16 protein-coding genes are annotated in these 18,740 nt (G+C 45.4%); 12 read left to right on the forward strand and 4 right to left on the reverse strand.

Annotation, left to right across the window (positions count from 1 at the left end):
- Nucleotides 1–157: 157 nt before the first annotated feature.
- The gene (locus H6F98_RS11090) at nt 158–3,106 is read left to right on the forward strand and encodes a methyl-accepting chemotaxis protein (RefSeq protein ID WP_192218742.1); all 2,949 of its coding nucleotides are present in this window, start codon (nt 158–160) and stop codon (nt 3,104–3,106) included.
- A 77-nt stretch (nt 3,107–3,183) separates the two neighbouring features.
- Here the strand turns inward: H6F98_RS11090 and H6F98_RS11095 are convergent, their stop codons facing one another.
- Nucleotides 3,184–3,681, reverse strand: a complete 498-nt coding sequence (locus H6F98_RS11095) for a DUF4112 domain-containing protein (protein WP_192218743.1) — start codon at nt 3,679–3,681, stop codon at nt 3,184–3,186.
- 572 nt (nt 3,682–4,253) lie between these two features.
- On the opposite strand from H6F98_RS11095, the gene H6F98_RS11100 reads away from it, so the two are divergent.
- From H6F98_RS11100 to H6F98_RS11135, 8 genes are all read left to right on the forward strand, one after another.
- Nucleotides 4,254–4,862 (forward strand): sigma-70 family RNA polymerase sigma factor, encoded by a 609-nt coding sequence (locus tag H6F98_RS11100; protein ID WP_192218744.1) that lies wholly within the window; start codon nt 4,254–4,256, stop codon nt 4,860–4,862.
- On the forward strand, nt 4,859–5,212 hold the full coding sequence (locus H6F98_RS11105) for a hypothetical protein (protein WP_192218745.1): 354 nt from the start codon (nt 4,859–4,861) through the stop codon (nt 5,210–5,212). Before H6F98_RS11100 ends, H6F98_RS11105 begins: the two co-directional genes overlap by 4 nt.
- Nucleotides 5,213–5,499: 287 nt before the next feature.
- Complete coding sequence (locus tag H6F98_RS11110; RefSeq protein WP_192218746.1) at nt 5,500–5,967, forward strand: Spy/CpxP family protein refolding chaperone; 468 nt, start codon at nt 5,500–5,502, stop codon at nt 5,965–5,967.
- 15 nt (nt 5,968–5,982) lie between these two features.
- On the forward strand, nt 5,983–6,618 hold the full coding sequence (locus tag H6F98_RS11115; protein ID WP_192218747.1) for a YqiA/YcfP family alpha/beta fold hydrolase: 636 nt from the start codon (nt 5,983–5,985) through the stop codon (nt 6,616–6,618).
- Nucleotides 6,619–6,721: 103 nt separating this feature from the next.
- Nucleotides 6,722–7,183 carry a D-aminoacyl-tRNA deacylase gene (gene dtd / locus H6F98_RS11120; RefSeq protein WP_192218748.1) on the forward strand — a complete coding sequence of 154 codons (462 nt, stop codon included), beginning with the start codon at nt 6,722–6,724 and terminating at the stop codon, nt 7,181–7,183.
- Between the two features lie 319 nt (nt 7,184–7,502).
- Nucleotides 7,503–9,173, forward strand: coding sequence for a hypothetical protein (locus H6F98_RS11125; protein WP_192218749.1), 1,671 nt, complete (start codon nt 7,503–7,505; stop codon nt 9,171–9,173).
- A 643-nt stretch (nt 9,174–9,816) separates the two neighbouring features.
- Nucleotides 9,817–10,320, forward strand: coding sequence for a gamma-glutamylcyclotransferase (locus tag H6F98_RS11130; protein ID WP_192218750.1), 504 nt, complete (start codon nt 9,817–9,819; stop codon nt 10,318–10,320).
- A gap of 217 nt (nt 10,321–10,537) precedes the next feature.
- Nucleotides 10,538–11,443: a COP23 domain-containing protein gene (locus H6F98_RS11135; RefSeq protein ID WP_242058484.1), complete on the forward strand. Its 906-nt coding sequence runs from the start codon at nt 10,538–10,540 to the stop codon at nt 11,441–11,443.
- A 101-nt stretch (nt 11,444–11,544) separates the two neighbouring features.
- Here the strand turns inward: H6F98_RS11135 and H6F98_RS11140 are convergent, their stop codons facing one another.
- Both H6F98_RS11140 and H6F98_RS11145 read right to left on the reverse strand, forming a co-directional pair.
- Entirely contained in the window at nt 11,545–12,378 is an 834-nt protein-coding gene (locus H6F98_RS11140; protein WP_192218751.1) for an alpha/beta fold hydrolase, read from the reverse strand.
- 140 nt (nt 12,379–12,518) lie between these two features.
- A complete protein-coding gene (locus tag H6F98_RS11145) occupies nt 12,519–13,244 on the reverse strand; it encodes a 1-acyl-sn-glycerol-3-phosphate acyltransferase (protein WP_192218752.1) in 726 nt (241 codons plus the stop codon).
- Between the two features lie 425 nt (nt 13,245–13,669).
- On the opposite strand from H6F98_RS11145, the gene metG reads away from it, so the two are divergent.
- The 3 genes from metG (at nt 13,670) to lptC (ending at nt 17,210) form a co-directional block, all read left to right on the forward strand.
- On the forward strand, nt 13,670–15,262 hold the full coding sequence (gene metG, locus H6F98_RS11150) for a methionine--tRNA ligase (protein ID WP_192218753.1): 1,593 nt from the start codon (nt 13,670–13,672) through the stop codon (nt 15,260–15,262).
- Between the two features lie 110 nt (nt 15,263–15,372).
- Nucleotides 15,373–15,975, forward strand: coding sequence for an NYN domain-containing protein (locus H6F98_RS11155; RefSeq protein ID WP_192218754.1), 603 nt, complete (start codon nt 15,373–15,375; stop codon nt 15,973–15,975).
- Between the two features lie 95 nt (nt 15,976–16,070).
- Nucleotides 16,071–17,210, forward strand: a complete 1,140-nt coding sequence (lptC, locus tag H6F98_RS11160; protein WP_192218755.1) for an LPS export ABC transporter periplasmic protein LptC — start codon at nt 16,071–16,073, stop codon at nt 17,208–17,210.
- A gap of 52 nt (nt 17,211–17,262) precedes the next feature.
- Here the strand turns inward: lptC and H6F98_RS11165 are convergent, their stop codons facing one another.
- Nucleotides 17,263–18,582 carry a D-alanyl-D-alanine carboxypeptidase gene (locus H6F98_RS11165; protein WP_192218756.1) on the reverse strand — a complete coding sequence of 440 codons (1,320 nt, stop codon included), beginning with the start codon at nt 18,580–18,582 and terminating at the stop codon, nt 17,263–17,265.
- Nucleotides 18,583–18,740: the final 158 nt, after the last annotated feature.

Consider the following 18,740-nt stretch of genomic DNA (forward strand, 5'->3'; position numbering starts at 1 on the left):
CGACGCTCTGGTGATTTTCCGAGGTTAGAGTCTTGGGAAATCTAGGAGTCAAATTAAGAGCGGAAAAGAACGCGCACTTATTCGATACTAGAATTAAGGGCTTCCATTGTAGTGGTAACTATTATCAATTTATTAGTTAGTCTCGGAAACTTACAGAATGATTGAACTCAAATTGCCCAAGGAACAGTCAGTAGACCAACCTTACATAACTCGCCCCAAGAAACGTCGATTCTCACCCTTGCAATGGTATTACAACTTACCGATTCAGAGTAAGCAAATTACTCGGCTCTACACCTCTCAATTTATCTCTATCTTTGGATTTGTGGGTGTGGGAGCTTTGATAGTTATAACAGCAGGACGTACTCAGTTAGTTAACCAAGCAAAAGCGGAACTAGCGGTTACTGAAATTAATTACAACATCAAAGTCAACCAAATGGGGTTTGGCTTCCGGGGTCAATCTGATAATCCGGCTATTGTTGCATCCGCAACTTATAATACTGAAGGCAAATCCCTAACACCAGAGCTACAAGAGCAAGTTAAACAGATTCTCCAAAATGAAATTAAAGCTCGTAATATTGAATATGCCACTCTAGTCGGCAAGGATAAGCACATTATTGTTAATGCTCATGGTAATAGAATTGGAGAAACATTCGATCCAAATAATCTAGTTAGTCAAGTTTTTAAGAAGCCAGAGCAAATCAAAGCAAGTGGTCTTATCAGTTGGAATGACTTAGCTAAAGAGTCACCATCCTTGTCTCAAGATTTTGTGAAGCAAGATGCACTCATTCGTTATACAGTTACACCAATAAAAGACCCAGTGAGTGGTACTGTTCTTGGTGCTTTGGTTTCCGGAGATATTGTGAACAACAAGTTGCCAATTGTCGAGGAAACATTAAAGGCTTTCGGTAGCGGCTACAGTGGCATTTATCTGCATAAACCGACGGGGGAATTTGTCCTAGCCACTTCTTTAAACCAAAACAAGCAAGATAACTCTACAGAAGTACAAATCCATCGCCCCTTGCACGACACTACACTGCTAAAGCAAGCTGTAGCTGCTCCCGGACAGGTAGTCACAAGACGAGTTCATCAACCGGGAGTACAAACTTACACCATGGCTGCCAAAGCCTTGCTTGATTTTAAGGGTGAGCCTGTTGGTGTTTTAGTGAGAGGAACTCCAGAAATTGCCCTCAATGCACTGATCCGAGAAAGCTTATTGCTACAGCTAGTTATTGCCATCTTGGCATTAGTAGCAGAAATACTCTTGGTGAAGTTGCTAAATAAAACAATTGCTCAACCCATCAAAAAACTACAACAAGCCACTCAAAAATTTGCTAATGGCGATCGCCAAGTCCGTGCAGAAGCGCTGTGCAACGATGAACTTGGACAACTGGCTCAAACGTTTAATGAAATGGCAGACAATATCGTTGCCTCTGAAAGAATTCTTGTACAACAGAGGGACATCCAAAAAGCCCAAGCTGAGCGTTCCTTGGTACTTGCAGAATTTACCAGCCGCATTTATAAATCTTTGAATACAGAGGCTATCTTCAGTATCGCCGTTGACGAAATCCGAAAAGTTTTGCAAACCGATCGCATGGTTATCTATCGCTTCTATGAAGATAGACATACTGGGATAGTCTCGGCAGAATCAGTTGTACTTGGCTGGCGTTCAGCGATTGGGCAAGTCATTTATGACCCATTCACAAAAGAATCGATTGACAGGTACAAAAATCAGCGTGTCTCCGTTTGCAATAACATTAATGAAGCGGGCTTCTCACAGTGTCATTGTGAAATTCTAGAAAGCTTAGAAGTCAAAGCCAACATGGTTGCGCCAATTTTGCAAGGTGGCGAACTCGTAGCTTTGTTGTGCGCTCACCAATGCTCGGCCACCCGAAACTGGACGTATGAGGAAACTGCTTTATTAAAGCAATTGGCAGCTCAGATTGGGTTTGCCCTCAACCATGCAAGTTTACTTGAACAGCTAAAGCGATCGCGTCAGGAAGCAGAATTAGCACGTCAGGAAGCGGAATCAGTCTCCAAGCAAGTCGAACAAGCCTGTCAACTTGCAGAGTTAAATTCCCTTGAGCAACGCCAGCAAAAAGAAGCACTTCAGCACCAAGTACTTGCTCTCCTTGATGATATTGAAGCAACAGCTCAAGGTGACCTTACAGTTCGGGCTGATGTGGGCGAAAGTCAACTTGGTACAGTCGCTGACTTTTTCAACCTGTTGATTGAGAATCTGCGGGAGATTGTCGTGCAGGTAAAACAAGCCTCGGCTCAAGTTAATACCTCACTTGAAGAAGATAAACAGGCTGTTGAGCAACTCTCCCTTGCAGCACTCAAGCAGAGTTCAGAGGTTACCCGCATCTTAAACTCTGTTGAGCAGATGATGTATTCAATTCAAACCGTAGCCGACAATGCCCGCAAAGCGGCGGCTGTCGCTCATACTGCCGCCACAGCCGCAGAAACTAGTGGAGCAGCCATTGATAGCACAGTAAATAAAATCGTGAATTTACAAACAACGGTAGTAAAAACGGCTGACAAGGTAAGGCTTCTCGGTGATTCCTCCCAGCAGATTGCCAAGGTAGTTTCCTTAGTTCAGCAAATCGCCTTGCAAACCAACTTATTGGCTGTAAACGCTGGTATTGAGGCGAACCGTGCGGGTGAGGAAGGGGAAGGATTCCGAGTCGTTGCCGCACAGGTTGGCGCACTAGCAACTCAATCAACTAACGCAATTAAAGAAATCGAACAGGTGATTGAAACGATTCAGCTAGGTACAAAAGAAGTGGTGGAGGCAATGGAAGAAGGTAGAACTCAAGTCATTGATAGTACCAATCAGGTTGTCGATGCGAAGCAGAGTCTAGAGCAGATTTTTGAAGTTTCGCGTGAGATTGACGAGTTAGTACAATCAATTTCCGATGCAACTATAGCTCAAGCTCAAATATCTGAAGGCGTTACTGATTTGATTCAAGAGATTGCCGAAACTTCTAAACTCACGTCCGACTCCTCTCGTAAAGTCTCTAGCTCTTTACGACAAACAGTAGAAGTAGCCGAGAAATTACAAATGTCTGTTGGTCGCTTTAAGGTTGGCAGTGAAGAACAGAATTGAGAGTCCTCTTTGAAATAGCAGCGGAGTAGAAGGAGCAGGGGGATGTAGCCACAAGTAGCTTGTTAATTGTAGATAGGCTATCCGCCTGTTATCACTGTTATCAGCCATCTTAGGATCATGACGCTGATTGCAGCCATAGCCATCACAATCAACAGCAATACTCCCAGCAATAGAGCGAGAAACAACCAATCTACTCGTCGTTGTCTTTGTCGAGGAATCTCTAGGTGTTCTTCCAGCAAAGCAATGTTTTTCGCATTAGCCTTCCAGGTTACATCCACTAAATCTCCTACCACAGGTACAGAACCTGCCACTGTCTCAAACAGGATATTTGTCACCATTTGCACCATCAGTGAGCGTGGAATACCCAGCCGTGCAGCTTCCAGAACAATGTAGGCTGAAAGACCCGCTCCGACAAAATCACCAGCTCCCGGTAATAGACCGAGTAAGGGGTCAAGACCTACACGATAACGTGTGCCTGGAATGGCGATCGCATTATCAAGCACATAGCTCAACCGACGTAGACGCTGAACAGCAGGGGTATGGGCATCAATTGGCTGACGAGAAGGCTGGGACATTACACAGTTAAGAGTGACTAGATAGAAGCAGATTGATAATTAGTTGCTGATTGTACACCTACCCGTACATACATAGTTAATCGTGACATCTAATATCTAATTCCGCTGCACACCAACTTTTCAATTCAGCTTACCCAAAAGCCAACCTTAATTTCCTTCAACTATTAATTTTAAGAAACAAAATTTTTGAATTAGGCAGTTGGTAAAGCAAAGGAATATCCCAGAAAAATCAAACCTACCCCAAAAACTGCACAAAAGACAAGGAGAATAAACTGATGGAATCTATAACTTTGAGACATTTCTAAAGATGCCAGTTCTAAAACTTAAGTAGAGGTTATAAAGCTTATATTGTCTTCAGACGTGGCTCAAGCCCTCTCTCTTTTGCCCTAAATCCTGTGGAAGAGTTCTGTTCCCCTAGATATGAGTATATTTACGTTTTAGAGTGTTTGGCAGCACTTACGAGGTTAAGGAAGAAACTTCCAAACAAAAAACAGATACTTCCTCTTGAACCTTTCTTTTCCAGTTTCAGTCTAAAGGCTCAAGAAAATAAACCGGTGAGGGGGAACCCACAGGTGTCAGTCATACCTGCCGAGGCGTCAAACAATGACCTTGCTGATAACCAGTCTGAATCTGATACTGAGTTGGTACTCCAGTGCCAACAAGGCAACCAGCATAGCTTTCGCCAACTGTACCGACGTTATTCTTCGCGAGTGAGGTCAACGCTTTACCAGCTTTGTGGTGCTGAGGCTCTAGATGATTTAGTACAGGAGGTTTTCTTACGAGCCTGGAAAGGTTTGCCCCAACTGCGGCAGGCTGCCCAATTTTCTACGTGGATTTATCGCATCTGCTGGAATGTTGCCTCTGATCAGCGGCGCAATTTGCAAAGGCAACGTTCCTTCAACTCAAAGCTCAAAGCCGAAACAGATAGCTTGTCTTTACAAAACTCAAAATCCCAAGCGCCTGACTTGATGCACTTGCACTATCAAGACATCATACAGCGAGGACTACAGCAGTTGAGTTTTGAACATCGTGCTGTGTTGGTGCTGCATGACTTGGAGGATATACCGCAAAAGGAGGTGGCACAAATTTTGGGCATAGCCGTTGGCACAGTTAAGTCTCGCCTGTTTCATGCTCGAATGTCTCTGCGCCAATATATCCAGCAACAAGGAGAAACGCTATGACTCAGTGTCCAGACGATGAGAAACAATGGCAAGAGTTCCTGCGCCAACATCGTTCCACACCACCTCCAGCTAAGGCTGATTTAGAGGAGCAGCTAATGAACGCGGTTGAGAAGTCTCAATCGCCCGTCAGTCGGCAGTTGTGGGCAGTACCACCCGTAATTGCCGCTAGTTTACTGATGGCGTGGAGTGGCTACCGTACTCTGATTCCTTTTCCAGAGTTATCTAATTCAGCAAGCTTGGAAGCTTTCTTAGAGAACAATTGGGAAGGTGTTGTCGGAGAAACCTCAACGTATTCGCAAAGCAATAATACACAAACTGATTGGATGGTATATGCCAAAACAGCACCATAAGCTATTTTGTCAAGAATGAAACGTTAACAATCCAGTATTTGAGTTGAACTTGGAACGTTGAGAGTTGACAGGTTAAACGAGAAGGGAGAGAGGAAAGCTCGACTCTACAGATAGGGCTGAACTAGGGTTTCGCTATCATCAATATTAGGAGTGCCGTGAAAAGAAGCGGGATGGGATAGAGCCGGAGATTGGAAAAAAGTCCTTTTCTTCCCTTGTTCCTTGTCAAAATCTTTGACTCTAAATTTCCAGTAATTTTCTCAACTCCAAACAAATCATAGGCTATTTCCATGTTGTTACGTCGTGTTTCTATTTGGTCAGTTCTCCTGCTTGCGATTGGGGGCGTTGTTGCTCTTGTCAATCCTAAGCCGTTGACCTCACAAATTGAGCAAAACGTTATGGGTCAAGCCCGTCCGAATCAGGAGGGCCAAAGCCTTGTGGAAGAACTCAATCTTACCCCACAGCAAGATCAGCAACTGAAAGCTATTCAGCAAGAGTATAAAGATCAGATGGCTCAACAGCGCCAAGAATTGCAGCAAGCTCAGCAAGAATTAAGTGGGTTGATGGCAGGGACAGCCTCACAAGGGCAAATCCGTGACAAGTATCGTGAGGTAAATGTATTGCGGCAGCAGAAGGGAGAATTACACTTAGAAAGTATGTTAGCGATACGAGAAATCCTGACCCCACAGCAACGTCGGCAATTTGCTCGACTGATGCAACAGCAAAAAGGAAATTTCCGCACTGACGCACGAAACTAGAAGAGGGTTAGAGGAGTGAGGTTTATTTACCTCCACGGTTTTGCTTCGAGTCCTGAGTCAGCGAAGGCAATCTATCTATGCGATCGCTTCACAAAACTTGGCATTTCTTTAGAAGTTCCTGACCTCAACCAAGGTGACTTCTCCCACTTGACGATTACGCGCCAGCTTACTCAAGTAGAGGCAATGTTGGCGAACGCCGAGACACCTGTAACGCTAATCGGTTCAAGTTTGGGTGGTTTAACGTCTGCTTGGCTAGGGCAACGGCACTCCCAAGTTCAACGACTTGTCTTGTTCGCTCCTGCATTTGGCTTTCTCTCGCATTGGTTGCCTAAACTTGGAGCAGAACAATTACAACAGTGGCAGACATTAGGATATCTTCAGGTTTACCACTACACAGAAGGGCGATCGCTTCCCTTGCATTATCAGTTTGTAGAAGATGCCCATCAGTATCAAGACTCGCAGCTATTGCGATCAGTACCGACACTGATTTTTCACGGACGCAAGGATGAAGTAATCCCAATTGAATCGACACGCGACTATGCTCGTGAGCGTCCTTGGGTGCAACTAATTGAACTCGACAGTGACCATGCCTTGACTGACGTAATGCTAGAGATTTGGCAGGCAACTCAATCATTTTGCCAGCTATCGTGAAGGAGACTGGGGATTGGGTTTACAATCGAAAAATTAGGGAAGGGGCTTCAACCTCGACCAATTTTTGGAAATTTTTCCCAGTTGCCAAAGTGTTTAGCCGCTTATGCGTGTTGTCATCCAGCGAGTCAAATCTTCTCAGGTTGAGGTGGCAGGTGTTGTTGTTGGCAAAATTGGACAAGGACTCAATCTCTTAGTAGGGATTGCCAATACTGATACCGAAGCCGAATTGGACTGGATGGCACGAAAGTGCTTAGACTTACGCCTATTTCCAGGTCATGAAACTGGCACTGATCGATGGGAAAAATCTGTTCAGGAAATTGGTGGTGAACTATTAGTCGTCAGCCAGTTTACCCTCTACGGTGACTGTCGCAAAGGACGCCGCCCATCTTTTTCTCAATCAGCCGCACCAGAACCAGCACAACAGCTATACGAACTATTTGTCGAGAAGTTACGGCAAAGTGGTTTGCGCGTGGAAACGGGTCAGTTTGGCGCAATGATGCAAGTCTCAATTGAAAATGATGGACCCGTAACGCTACTGCTAGAGCGAGAGAAGGGGTCAATATGATCCATAGCGGTTTCCGGGAAACATGAAGTATAGCTTAGATCTGTCAAACCTAGACAGAACAAGGAAAACAAAAAAGCTGATAGCTGATAGCTGACGGCTTTCTGCTATTTTTGCTCAAAAATCACCCAGTTAGGTGAATCGATAAGGCGAGGTCGTATTCCATGCGCTGCTCTTAGCCTGGAAAGTAGTCCACAACGAAGATCGTAATGACGCGACTACGGAACTTATAAGTATCAGATATGCGTCCAAATAGCTGTATATCCCTATACGTTCGCAATCTGTATTAAATAGCGCAACGTATCGCGTCCTAGGTAATAATATGAAACGTTTCCGCCAAAAAACTCGTCAAAGGCAGCAGATGCTTGCTGCTCTGACATTAACCAGTATTTTGTCCTTAAGTGTTGCCGCTAATGCTGTAGAACCCTCCTTAGGTTCTGTTAATTCCACACTGAAAAACCGCAGTGAAGCGGTTACTACTCCAAAGCAAAACGACCGTCAGCTACCGCGTCCCGTTGTCAATGCCGTTCGCCGTGAGATTGCGCGTGAGTTCAGAGTTCCCCCTGGTCAATTAAGAGTGACTAGTTTCAGTCAAGAAAGCTGGCCGAATAGCTGTTTGGGTTTGGGTAGACCGCGTGAAGCTTGTGGGGAAATCTTCATCGAGAATGGCTGGCGGATTGTCATGTCTGACGGAGAGCAAAATTGGACGTATCGCACGGATGGCACGGGTCGTCTATTGCGCCTAGAAGGTCAACAAACCCCTCCGAGTGGAAGCTTGCCAGATTCTGTTGCTAATGGGGTTTTACGAGCTGCGTCTGAGCAGTTGAACATCTCAACATCCCAACTACGCATTACCCAATCGGAACGGGAGAATTGGCCAGATGGTTGTCTGGGTCTAGCCCGTGACAATGAGCGGTGTACTGGTGCAATTACACCAGGTTGGCGAGTGACCGTTGAAACGAAGCAACAACGCTTGGTCTATCGCACCGATCGCAATGGCTCTTTCGTCAGGTTGGATGAACAGGCAAGCAATATGGGTAGTAGTACCTTGCCTCAAGCGGCTAGCAATGCCATTTTGCAAGCTGCCTCCCAGCGTACCGGGTTACGCACGTCTGAGTTACGCATTGTTAAATCTCAACAGATTACGACTGACGGCTGTCTCGGTCTGCCGCGTCCTGGGGAAGCTTGCACCAGGATTGCCCTGCAAGCTTGGGAGGTAACTGTAGAAGCTGGACAACAACGCTTAGTTTATCGCTCTGATGCCAACGGTTCCCAGGTCAGGCTGAATGAAGCGGCTAGCACAATTAGCGATCGCAACTTACCAAAATCTGTTTCTGATCGGGTTTTGCAGAGTGCTTCCCAAGAAACTGGGTTACGCACCTCTAATCTGCGGATCGTCCAGGCAGATAAGCAAAGCTGGCCGGATGGCTGCTTGGGTTTGTATGAACCGAATGTTCTCTGCACAATGGCGATCGTACCAGGTTGGCGAGTGACTGTAGAAGCTGGAGACAGCCGTTTGGTCTATCGCACGAATGACTCTGGTTCTGTAGTTAAACTCGACAAACCAGGGACTTATGCAGGGAGTGGTGCTGTTCCAATTCCCAGAAGCGAGTTACCACCCCCCTTGCCAAGTAACACAATCTTCCGTGCGATCGCAAGTGGTGGCATCGCAGGTCAAACCACTGAAACCCGCCTCCAGGATGACGGACAAGTGATTCGATTGCAAGTGATACGCAATGGTCTAATGGCACCAATGCAGGTTTCTCGTATTTCTCGCCAAGATGTGCAAAAGTTTCAGCAGCTTCTAGAGCGAACAGAATTTTCTCAGTTCGATCAGCTAAGTTACCCAGTTTCCAGAGGTGCTGACTACATTACCATCACCCTTACTGGCAAAGCGGGTACAACCAGGTATGTAGATATTGCTGCAAACCGTCTCCCTCTGCCATTGCAAGAAGTTGTTAAAGCCTGGAATCAAATTGCTAGTGGTAGCTAGTGCGTCAAGGCAAAAGTTTCTGACCACTTCGCAGGGGGATGGGGATATGGGGAGATTATTGACTCGTCACTTATTTCTGCCCCGTTGCACTAGTATCGCTATGCAGAAATCAAAAGTCACGCCTTGAAAGGAGGGGAGAACGGAGGAGTTCAGGAGTTCAGAATGCTTTGGCTGATGGGGATTGTGACCCCACCTGAAAAGAATCCACGCCACTACGTTCTAAGTGTAGGCTGATCAAGAGATTGACAAGAAGACATCTTGTCAATCTCTGTTTCATTTGGCTCCTAGCCCTTGACAACACTGCTTCGTGGGATTAGTGAATCCTGCTCTAGCACTTCCACTATTTTAAATCTACGGTTTCTTTATCGACATTTGTTGCATTGGTTAGGTACTTTTGCTAAAATTCATACTCAAGATGAAGATTAGAACCTTTAATTATGTATAAAACTAAACCAATTTTACTCTGATTAGAGTTTTGCCAAACCTAGAATTAGGCAATAAAAGGCTAGATGAAGGCAGAGTATTTTAAATCCATCAAGCCAATGGATTGTTAACAATCAGATTATCTTATCAAAGATAGAGACTTTCCTTTCGTTTTGACTAAGGCTTCAACGTTATTAATCCACTAAATCTTTGAAAATTTATGTTCTACTACTTCGCTTACGGCTCCTGCATGTGCCCAGTAGATTTAAAGCGATCGCTGGGTGAAAACACACATAACTATGTCATTGGACCCGCAACACTTAAAAGTTATAAATTAGGTTTTTACTGGCAATCTCAACTTCGCAAATGTGGAGTACTGGATGTAGTTCCAGATCCAACAGCTTCAGTTGAAGGAGTCTTATATCGCTTGCCCAATCGGTTAAGTAATGCCCTTGATGAGCGGGAAGAAGTTCCTCTTAATGTTTACCGCCATGAAATGATAGAAGTTCAGTGTAAGGGTATGGTCTACAAGAATGTTCGGACTTACGTGGTAGTACACAAATTAACTGAAGAACTGGCTCCTAACGAATGGTATTCCAATGTTGTCCTACGAGGAGCCGTGACTTGTGGACTACCAGAGCAGTATTATTGGAAATTGTTTAATCACATCCGTCAGTTACAACAGATACAAAAACCTCAATGGCAGACACTACGCTCGGCTTAATATAAGAACTGTAAGATTCAGGAAGGTATGTTATTTAATGGAGGTTTATCTACGGCTATTTACTTTAAAATATATGTTGAGAACTCAAATTCCGTTATGAACCTTAAGAATTAAATATTTCAACAACAGCAAGAATTCTTAAGTTTGTGGACTGTGTGTTCTTGAGCCGAAAAGGTTATGATGCCAATGTAGATGTCGATAGTATTTGCACTCGTTGTTGCAAGTCCTTAGTCAGGGTGCGATCGCAAAAGCTCTTTTTAACTCAACAACAACAGCGGCTGTAGTCAAACTTTGGAGGATAAAGGCAATGACGCTAAGGCAGTTGAATCATCATTCAGGTCTGATGTCTTTGGTGTTTAAGAGTGTTAGTTTATCCACTGGCGTAGCAATCTTAATCGCAAGTAGTGGTGCGCTTGCCTTCAACCCCCATCCCGAACCAGCAACTCTTCAAAAACCACGGCTTCAAAACACAACGTTGGCGGCTGATATTGAAGGAAAAACAGAACCCCAATCATCTCAAGGTGACGTTGATGCGTCAGAAGAACCTCGGTTTAGCTGTGAGTTAGTGGATGGTGAGTACACGGTAATGTATCACCCAGAAAGTCAACCGAGTCAAGCGTACGCTTGGGCTACTCCTACTGCTTTAGGTGGTGGCTGGACTTCTGAGCGACGTTGTGATGAGATTAGCCGACGCTTAGAACTTTACCGACCTGACGGCTTACTAGAGATGCAAACGTCTGTAGAAAATAATCTGGATATCGTTTGCGTTACAACTCAACAAGACCCAGCCTGTCGCATTGTGCTAACAGTGCCTCCGGGTCAAGACGCGCAGTTAACACGCGATCGCGTATTTGAAAACTTAACCGTTGCTGACAGTGGTCAGACAACCGATGCTGTCAATACTTTTGTTGATGGAGATAGGGACTCCCAATTGCTCAATCAGGTAATCAACCAAGGATTGTCTGTATTAGGCATTGATAATAAGCCGACAAGACGTTCTAGTTCCAGAAACATCAACCTGCGACCGTTCTTAGACCGAACTGACGGTGGTACTGGCACCCAGCTACAAGGCGGCATCCCAATGCGCTCAAACCCACGCTTAAATCCAAACAGGTTTCGTTAACTAAGCTTTTAGTCATTACTAATACCAACGACAAAAGCTTTAGCAATAAGCGATCCAGATGCCTAACAACTAATAACCAACACCCAATAACCAACAACTAACTACTCAACCATCGGCATCAAAGCCGAGTCAACGTCTGTGTTGGGAACCGAGTCGTCTAGGAAGTTTTGGCTTTTCAAAATCTCAAAAAGATTAACGTTTATTTCCAACAGACAGGTGTGACCCGACTCTGGTAGCACGACCTTCTTGGCATTTGGCAGCAGGCTAGCCAAACGTTCAGCTTCAAGAACGGAGGGCAGCAATCGGTCAGCAGCACCAGCAATGACTAGGACAGGTTGGGTAAGCTGCCGGAGTTGGGTTTCATCAATTTCAAATTCAGTCACCATTTCTAATCGCCAGTTAACCGTTTTTGGAGGAACAGAGTGCATCGCCTCCAAAAGGGCACGGCGATCATTAGGGGATGTTCTTGATAAAGCGGATAAAAAGGGTAAAAGAGCAAAGGCAGATATTTCGTAAAAGTAGTCTGGTACCCAACGACCCAATTGCGATCCCCAGCGCAGCAAAGGTCGTTGATTGAAGGAAGTCGCTGGGTTAATCAGAATAATCCGGTCAAAAAGCTCAGGCGATCGCAGCGCCACCTTGACTGCCAGACAGCCTCCGAACGACTCACCACATAGATAAATAGAACGAGAGGGTGTATTGACTAGTTCTGCTTCGATTAAGTGAATGACAGCTTCTGCTAGGTCTTCCCAATTCGTTGAGTCATTCGGAGGAATGGCGAAACAGCGGACATCAAACGCTTTTTCTAAACCTTGGGTTTGCGATCGCAGAAGATGACCTGTTCCATCCATTCCTGGCAAAAACACAAACAGTGGATAATTGCGATTAATACGTACTGGCGTTAAAAAACAAGGACGACTCTTAACGTCTGGCATTGCTCAATTCCATTCCCTCACGAGGATTTCAACTCAGTTTTAAAACAGTTTTTAGTGATTAGTTGTTGGTTGTTATACGTCTGTTTGCAACTCATTCAATGTCTTCTGAAGTCAGTCAGCAGTTAAGGAACTTGACTCTTCTAACCACTAAAACTCTGATGCAGTAATTTGGCAATTTCGTCACGACAGGTATCAGCCACATGCGCGACAACCTTTTTTGCCTGTTTCCCCTGGTATTGTTCTCGATGCTTTGGCGTAATCCAATAGGGATGCCCCACTAATACCGAGACACGGTGATGGAGAACCATTGGATGCCGACCCGGTTGCTCAAATAGGGGTTCTGAGGGGTCAAACAGACGCAAAAGTCTCAAGGGAACGGTAGAGTTTACGGTTTCTTCAAGGGATGCGATCGCCACGGGTAAGATTGCTAAATCTTTTACTGGTGCCCGCAAAGCGAGGTGAGCAAAGCCCCGCTGAAACCTACCCACTTCATGAGGCTTCGTCAACTGCACCATCGGTTGGGCACCTTCTGGAAATACTCCAACCCATTGATGGGTTGTAAGTAACCTAGTTGCTTGTTGTAAGAAAGCCTGCTGCCTGTATTCTGGTTTTTCTAAAGGAAAACAACCCAATTGCTTGATAATTTCCTGCATCACTGGGACTTGCCCCATGTAATGATGACAAGCAATACGGATAGAATGCCCCAGTCCTGCCATCAGCAGGGGGGCATCCATAAAGCTGCGATGGTTGCTCACTACCACAACGGCGGAATCAGTGGGGATGCGATCCTCATGATATATAAACATCTGCGTTCCCATTGCTGCCAGCAGTGAACGAGAATTTTGTAGCGGACTATTGAAAAACATGGATTAAAGCCATCACCGTCACCATTTTTTAATCTTTCTTAACAATACTCATTAAGGTCGCTTTTTGACAAACGCCTTAGGGCAGAAAACCCTACAGCCAACACAACTAAGGGTTGTCTGTTTCCACTAGTACTTCTTTTGCAGATTTTTACAACAACTGAGCAAAGGATACTATTTGTCAACTAGATCACAATAAGCGATCGCGTACTGAACAATAAATTTTTCCTTGCGTTTTGCTTTATAAAATGCTCAATAACTTAAGCAATATTGATTAATCAATGGTAACAGGAGATACTTTTTACAGTAAAAGCCCTCCGTGAAGCTGACTAGATGCTGACTAGATAAAGTAACAACTAAAATAAATACTCAGTGGCCATACGCTAGAAATTCAAAGTAATTTATGTTAGGGCGTTTTTTACACTTACATGACCTATACCGATACCGTTAGAAAGACCTTTGCGATAACAACACCGCTTTACTATGTAAACGACTTACCCCACATCGGTAGTGCTTACACAACAATGGCGGCTGATGCAGTCGCTCGGTTTGAACGGCTACGGGGAAAAGCTGTGCTGATGATTACTGGCACAGATGAACATGGACAGAAAATTCAGCGCACCGCTGAAAGTAACGGCTTACAGCCTCAAGAACACTGTGACAAAATTGCGGCAGGGTTTGATGCCCTTTGGCAAAAGCTAAATATTCAGTATGATCGCTTCAGCCGGACAACATCCCCTCGCCACGAAGCGATTGTCAAAGAGTTTTTTGGGCGTGTTTGGGACAAGGGTGACATCTACCTCGGTCAACAAAAAGGTTGGTACTGCGTCTCCTGCGAGGAATTCAAAGAAGAACGCGAACTCCTACAAGGGCACCGTTGTTCAATTCATCCGAATAAAGAAGCGGAGTGGCGAGATGAGCAAAACTATTTTTTTGCTTTGTCTAAGTATCAAAGCCAGTTAGAAGCGCTTTACCAGGAGCGTCCTGATTTCATCCAACCCGAAAGCCGCCGTAATGAAGTTTTAAGCTTTGTTGCTCAAGGACTTCAGGATTTCTCCATTTCGCGAGTTAATCTGGATTGGGGGTTCCCGGTGCCAGTTGACCCGAACCACACTATTTATGTTTGGTTCGATGCTCTCCTTGGCTATGTTACTGCCCTACTCGATCCGGATAGTGATCCATCACTGGAGAAGGCATTAGAGAAGTGGTGGCCGATCAATTTACATCTGATTGGTAAAGACATTCTGCGCTTTCATGCTGTTTACTGGCCTGCCATGCTAATGTCAGCAGGGCTACCAGTCTCAGGTCATGTGTTTGGGCATGGCTTTCTTACCAAGGATGGTCAAAAGATGGGGAAAAGCCTTGGCAATACCCTAGATCCAGTTGAGTTAGTCGATCGCTATGGTGCTGATGCGATTCGCTATTACTTTCTCAAAGAAATAGAATTTGGGAAGGATGGGGATTTTAGTGAAACCCGTTTTGTCGATATTGTCAACGCTGACTTGGCAAATGACTTGGGCAATCTGCTCAACCGGACATTAAAAATGGTGCAGAAGTATTGCAATGCTCTTGTCCCTAATGTCAACGGTGAAGATATTCCTGCAGATCACCCTCTAAAGGCAATCGGTTTGGGATTAAGCGATCGCACAAGCGTAGCTTACGAAGCACTCGCCTTTAGTGAAGCCTGTCGGGAAATCTTTACTTTAGTTCGATCCTGTAACAAATTCATTGATGAGCAAGCTCCCTGGAGCTTGTACAAGCAAGGAAATTCAGCAGCGGTTGAACAAGTATTGTACGCCGTGTTGGAATCAGTTAGACTTTCTGCCTATCTGTTATCACCGATTATTCCGAGCATCAGTACCGATATTTATCAGCAACTAGGCTTTTCTCTCAACTTTAACGAAAAAACCCTCATTAACGATTCTGTAACCTATGATACTCACGCCACCTGGGGAACCTTACCCGCTCAGCAGCAATTGGGGGAGCCTAGACCAGTCTTTGTACGACTGGAACAAGCGTGATTTTGTTCCGTCGTCTTGACCATCAGGTTGATCGGCGGCTAACCAAAATGCAGATTATAGGGAAGGAGGCATCAGCTTTTTTATTACATACAAAACCGAGGTTTAATAACATGTTGAATAACTTTAGTACCGATCCTGTTTTTACACCTGAGCAAGTTTTAGAAAATCGTGGTCGAGTCGCCATTTTTATCGACGGTTCAAATTTATTTTATGCCGCCCTGCAATTAGGAATTGAAATCGACTACACTAAGCTACTCGTTCGTTTGACAGCAGGTTCCAGACTACTACGCTCCTTTTTTTATACAGGTGTTGACCGCACTAACGAAAAGCAACAGGGATTTTTATTGTGGATGCGCCGTAATGGCTATCGAGTGATTGCCAAAGATTTAGTGCAACTGCCAGATGGCTCAAAAAAAGCAAATCTCGATGTCGAGATTGCCGTAGACATGATGGCGCTGGTTGGTTCCTACGATACAGCGGTTCTTGTTAGTGGTGATGGTGATCTCGCCTATGCGGTGGATGCTGTCAGCTATCGAGGCGTGAGGGTTGAGGTGGTAAGCTTGCGATCGATGACGAGTGATAGTCTCATCAATGTTGCTGATCGCTATATTGACCTAGACCACATCAAAGAAAGTATCCAAAAAACACCACGACAAAACTATACCTACCGTCCATTGTCCGGCATTGGGCTGATGGACGAGCAGGAAGAATAACAAAATGGTCATTAGTCATTGCTAATTGCTAGTCGCTAATTGACCATTAACTGTTAGTCATTAACTATTAGCTATTAGCCATTAGCAACTGACGAATGTTTTTCAGATCAAAGCGATTTCTTGCTTTTACCTTTTGCCTTGTAACGTGTGCTTCATTATCTGCTTGTGAGGGGAAAAGCCGCACAGAACAGAAAATTAAGCAGGATACCGCTGCAACAGAAATCGAAGGAAGCCTTGTCTTTAAAAATGTCACGCTAGATCAGGCGGATGAAAAAGGGCGTCCTCTCTGGAAAGTTAAGGCAAAGCAAGCTACCTACACTAAAGATAAAAAACTGGGTCGGATCGATAATCCTAGTGGCGATTTGTACCAGGATGGAAAAGTTGTCTTGCAGGTGTCAGCCGATACCGGGGAAATCCGAGAGGATGGTCAGCTAGTCTTTCTCAAAGGACAAATTACAGCTATCGATACCCGCAATGGCGCAGTGTTCAAAGGTGATGAATTGGAGTGGCGTCCAAAGGAAGATTTGCTAGTTGTCCGCAACAACTTGAAGGGTATCCATCCCCAACTACAGGCGACAGCAAAAGAAGGGCGATACTTCACTCGAAAGCAGCAGGTGGAATTACTGGGTCAAGTTGCTGCGATTGCAAAAGACCCAGACTTGCAAATGAAAACAGAGCAATTGCTCTGGCAAATCCAAGCACAGAAGGTAAGTAGCGATAAGCGCACCCAGATGGAACGGTACAAAGCCAAAATTGTTACTGACCGAGTGGAGGCGGACAAGTCTGAGGTTAACCTGAAAACCAAGGTAGCAATACTCAAGCAGAATATCCAACTGACATCAATAGACCCGCCACTTTTGATGTCCAGCAATTCAGCGATTTGGAACTTAAAAACTGAAACGGTACTCTCCGATCAGCCAGTTAGGATTGTCCACCAGAAAGAAAATGTCATTCTCACGGCTAATCAAGGTCAGATAGATTTAGCGAGAAAAGTGGCAAATTTGACAGGTGGAGTTCAAGGTGTTGGTAGCCGGAATCAAGCTAAACTCTACGCCAATCAATTACGGTGGGATATCCCAACTCAGAACGTTCAGGCGACGGGTAATGTGATTTACGAACAAGTTAACCCACCCTTTAATACATCGGGTCCTGTGGCAGTGGGGAAACTTCAAGATCAAAGCGTTGTTGTTACTGGTGCGACTGGCAATAGAGTGGTGACGGAGATTATCCCCTAACTGGCAGGGTTAGGGACTGGACGATAGGCAATTCCGGATTAAAGTTTCTGGTCTAAAGCTGGGTTTGGAATCCAGAAATCTTTTCATTACGCTTGGGATCGCCGAGAAGCGCGGGTGCGGTCGTTGTACTAGCGTTAACGGTGGGTGAGGTACCCCATTGCTTTGACAGGCGTCCTAGCAGTTCGTCCTGCTGCCTCCGAAAGCCATCGACATCACCACCTCGATTAATGATCGCAAACCAAACCTCACCGCGATCGCGTGTTGGCATGACACCTGCTAGGGCACTTACATCTCGCAGAGTTCCGGTTTTGATGGCAGTACCAATGGGAAAGTTTCGCGCTTGCATGGTTCCCCGCTTATCGCGTCCCGCAACCGGGAAAATATCAGCAATATCAAGTTGGTGAGGTTGCAAAAAGCGTTGAACCGCCATCAACATGGCAGAGGTTGCACGAGGCGAAATTCGATTATCGACACCCAACCCAGAACCATTAACCAATTGAATCTCCTCAAGGGGGACACCAGCAGAGTTTGCGGCTAGTTGAGCGGTTACTTTTGCCCCGCCGACTGATTTTGCCAAGATCTCAGCCATGACATTGTTGCTGTAGATGTTCATCTCCTTAAGGATTTGAGTCAGAGACACTGAACGGTGACGCAAGATTAGGAATTTTTTGGGTAGAGGAATGGTTGCGACTTTCACTGTACCTGCGATCGCAACTTGGGGTTTTGCTGTCCCTTTTGGCATCACAGCGTGTTGAGTGGCAATTGCGGGTGTCCAAAGGCTGGAGTTGAGGGCTTGCTGGAGTAGCTGACCCGATATTACTGGTTCCTCGCGGTAGTTCATGTAAAACTCGCCAGTAACCACTAAATTCCCTGTAACGCGGCGAATACCGAGCTGATTAAGGCTATTTCCCAAGGCGATCGCTTCTTCCCAAACAAAGAAGGGGTCGCCACTGCCCGTAATCACCAAATCTCCTTGAACTACCCCGTCCTTGACCACTCCCGTTGTACTAACGACAGTCTCAAACTGATGAGCCGGCCCCCACTTATCCAAGGCTGCCAAGGTTGTGGCAATTTTGGTTAGCGAAGCGGCAGGAAGAGGAACAGTCCCTTGATGATTTGCCAATCTTGTCATCCCTGACTGCATCCACACCCCTTGGCTCGCTGTTGGGCCCTTAATACTCCAATCTTTAAGCGATTGGCGCATCGCTACCTCAGCAACTGGGTCTGGCTCACTTGGTAAGGCAAAGACAGGTAGATCTTGCCACTCCAGCAGTTGGACGGGCTTGAGCGCCGCAGGTGAGAGTCCCACGACCTTGAGCAGTAGAGCCACAAATCCTGATGCAAGTAATCCAGAGCCAAATCGTTGTAACATCACTATCCTTCCTCCCCGGTGCTTTATTTTAAAGAGTCGATGGCAATCCTGAAAAGTTTTCTTTACTGAGTTTTATTCAATGTCAGGCAGATCACATCAGGTTTAATGTTGCGTGGAGGGCTTCTGGTAGAATGCGTGAAGGTTTCTATCATTTTGAG

This window comes from Microcoleus sp. FACHB-SPT15 (assembly GCF_014849525.1).
Lineage (GTDB): Bacteria > Cyanobacteriota > Cyanobacteriia > Cyanobacteriales > Coleofasciculaceae > Symplocastrum > Symplocastrum torsivum.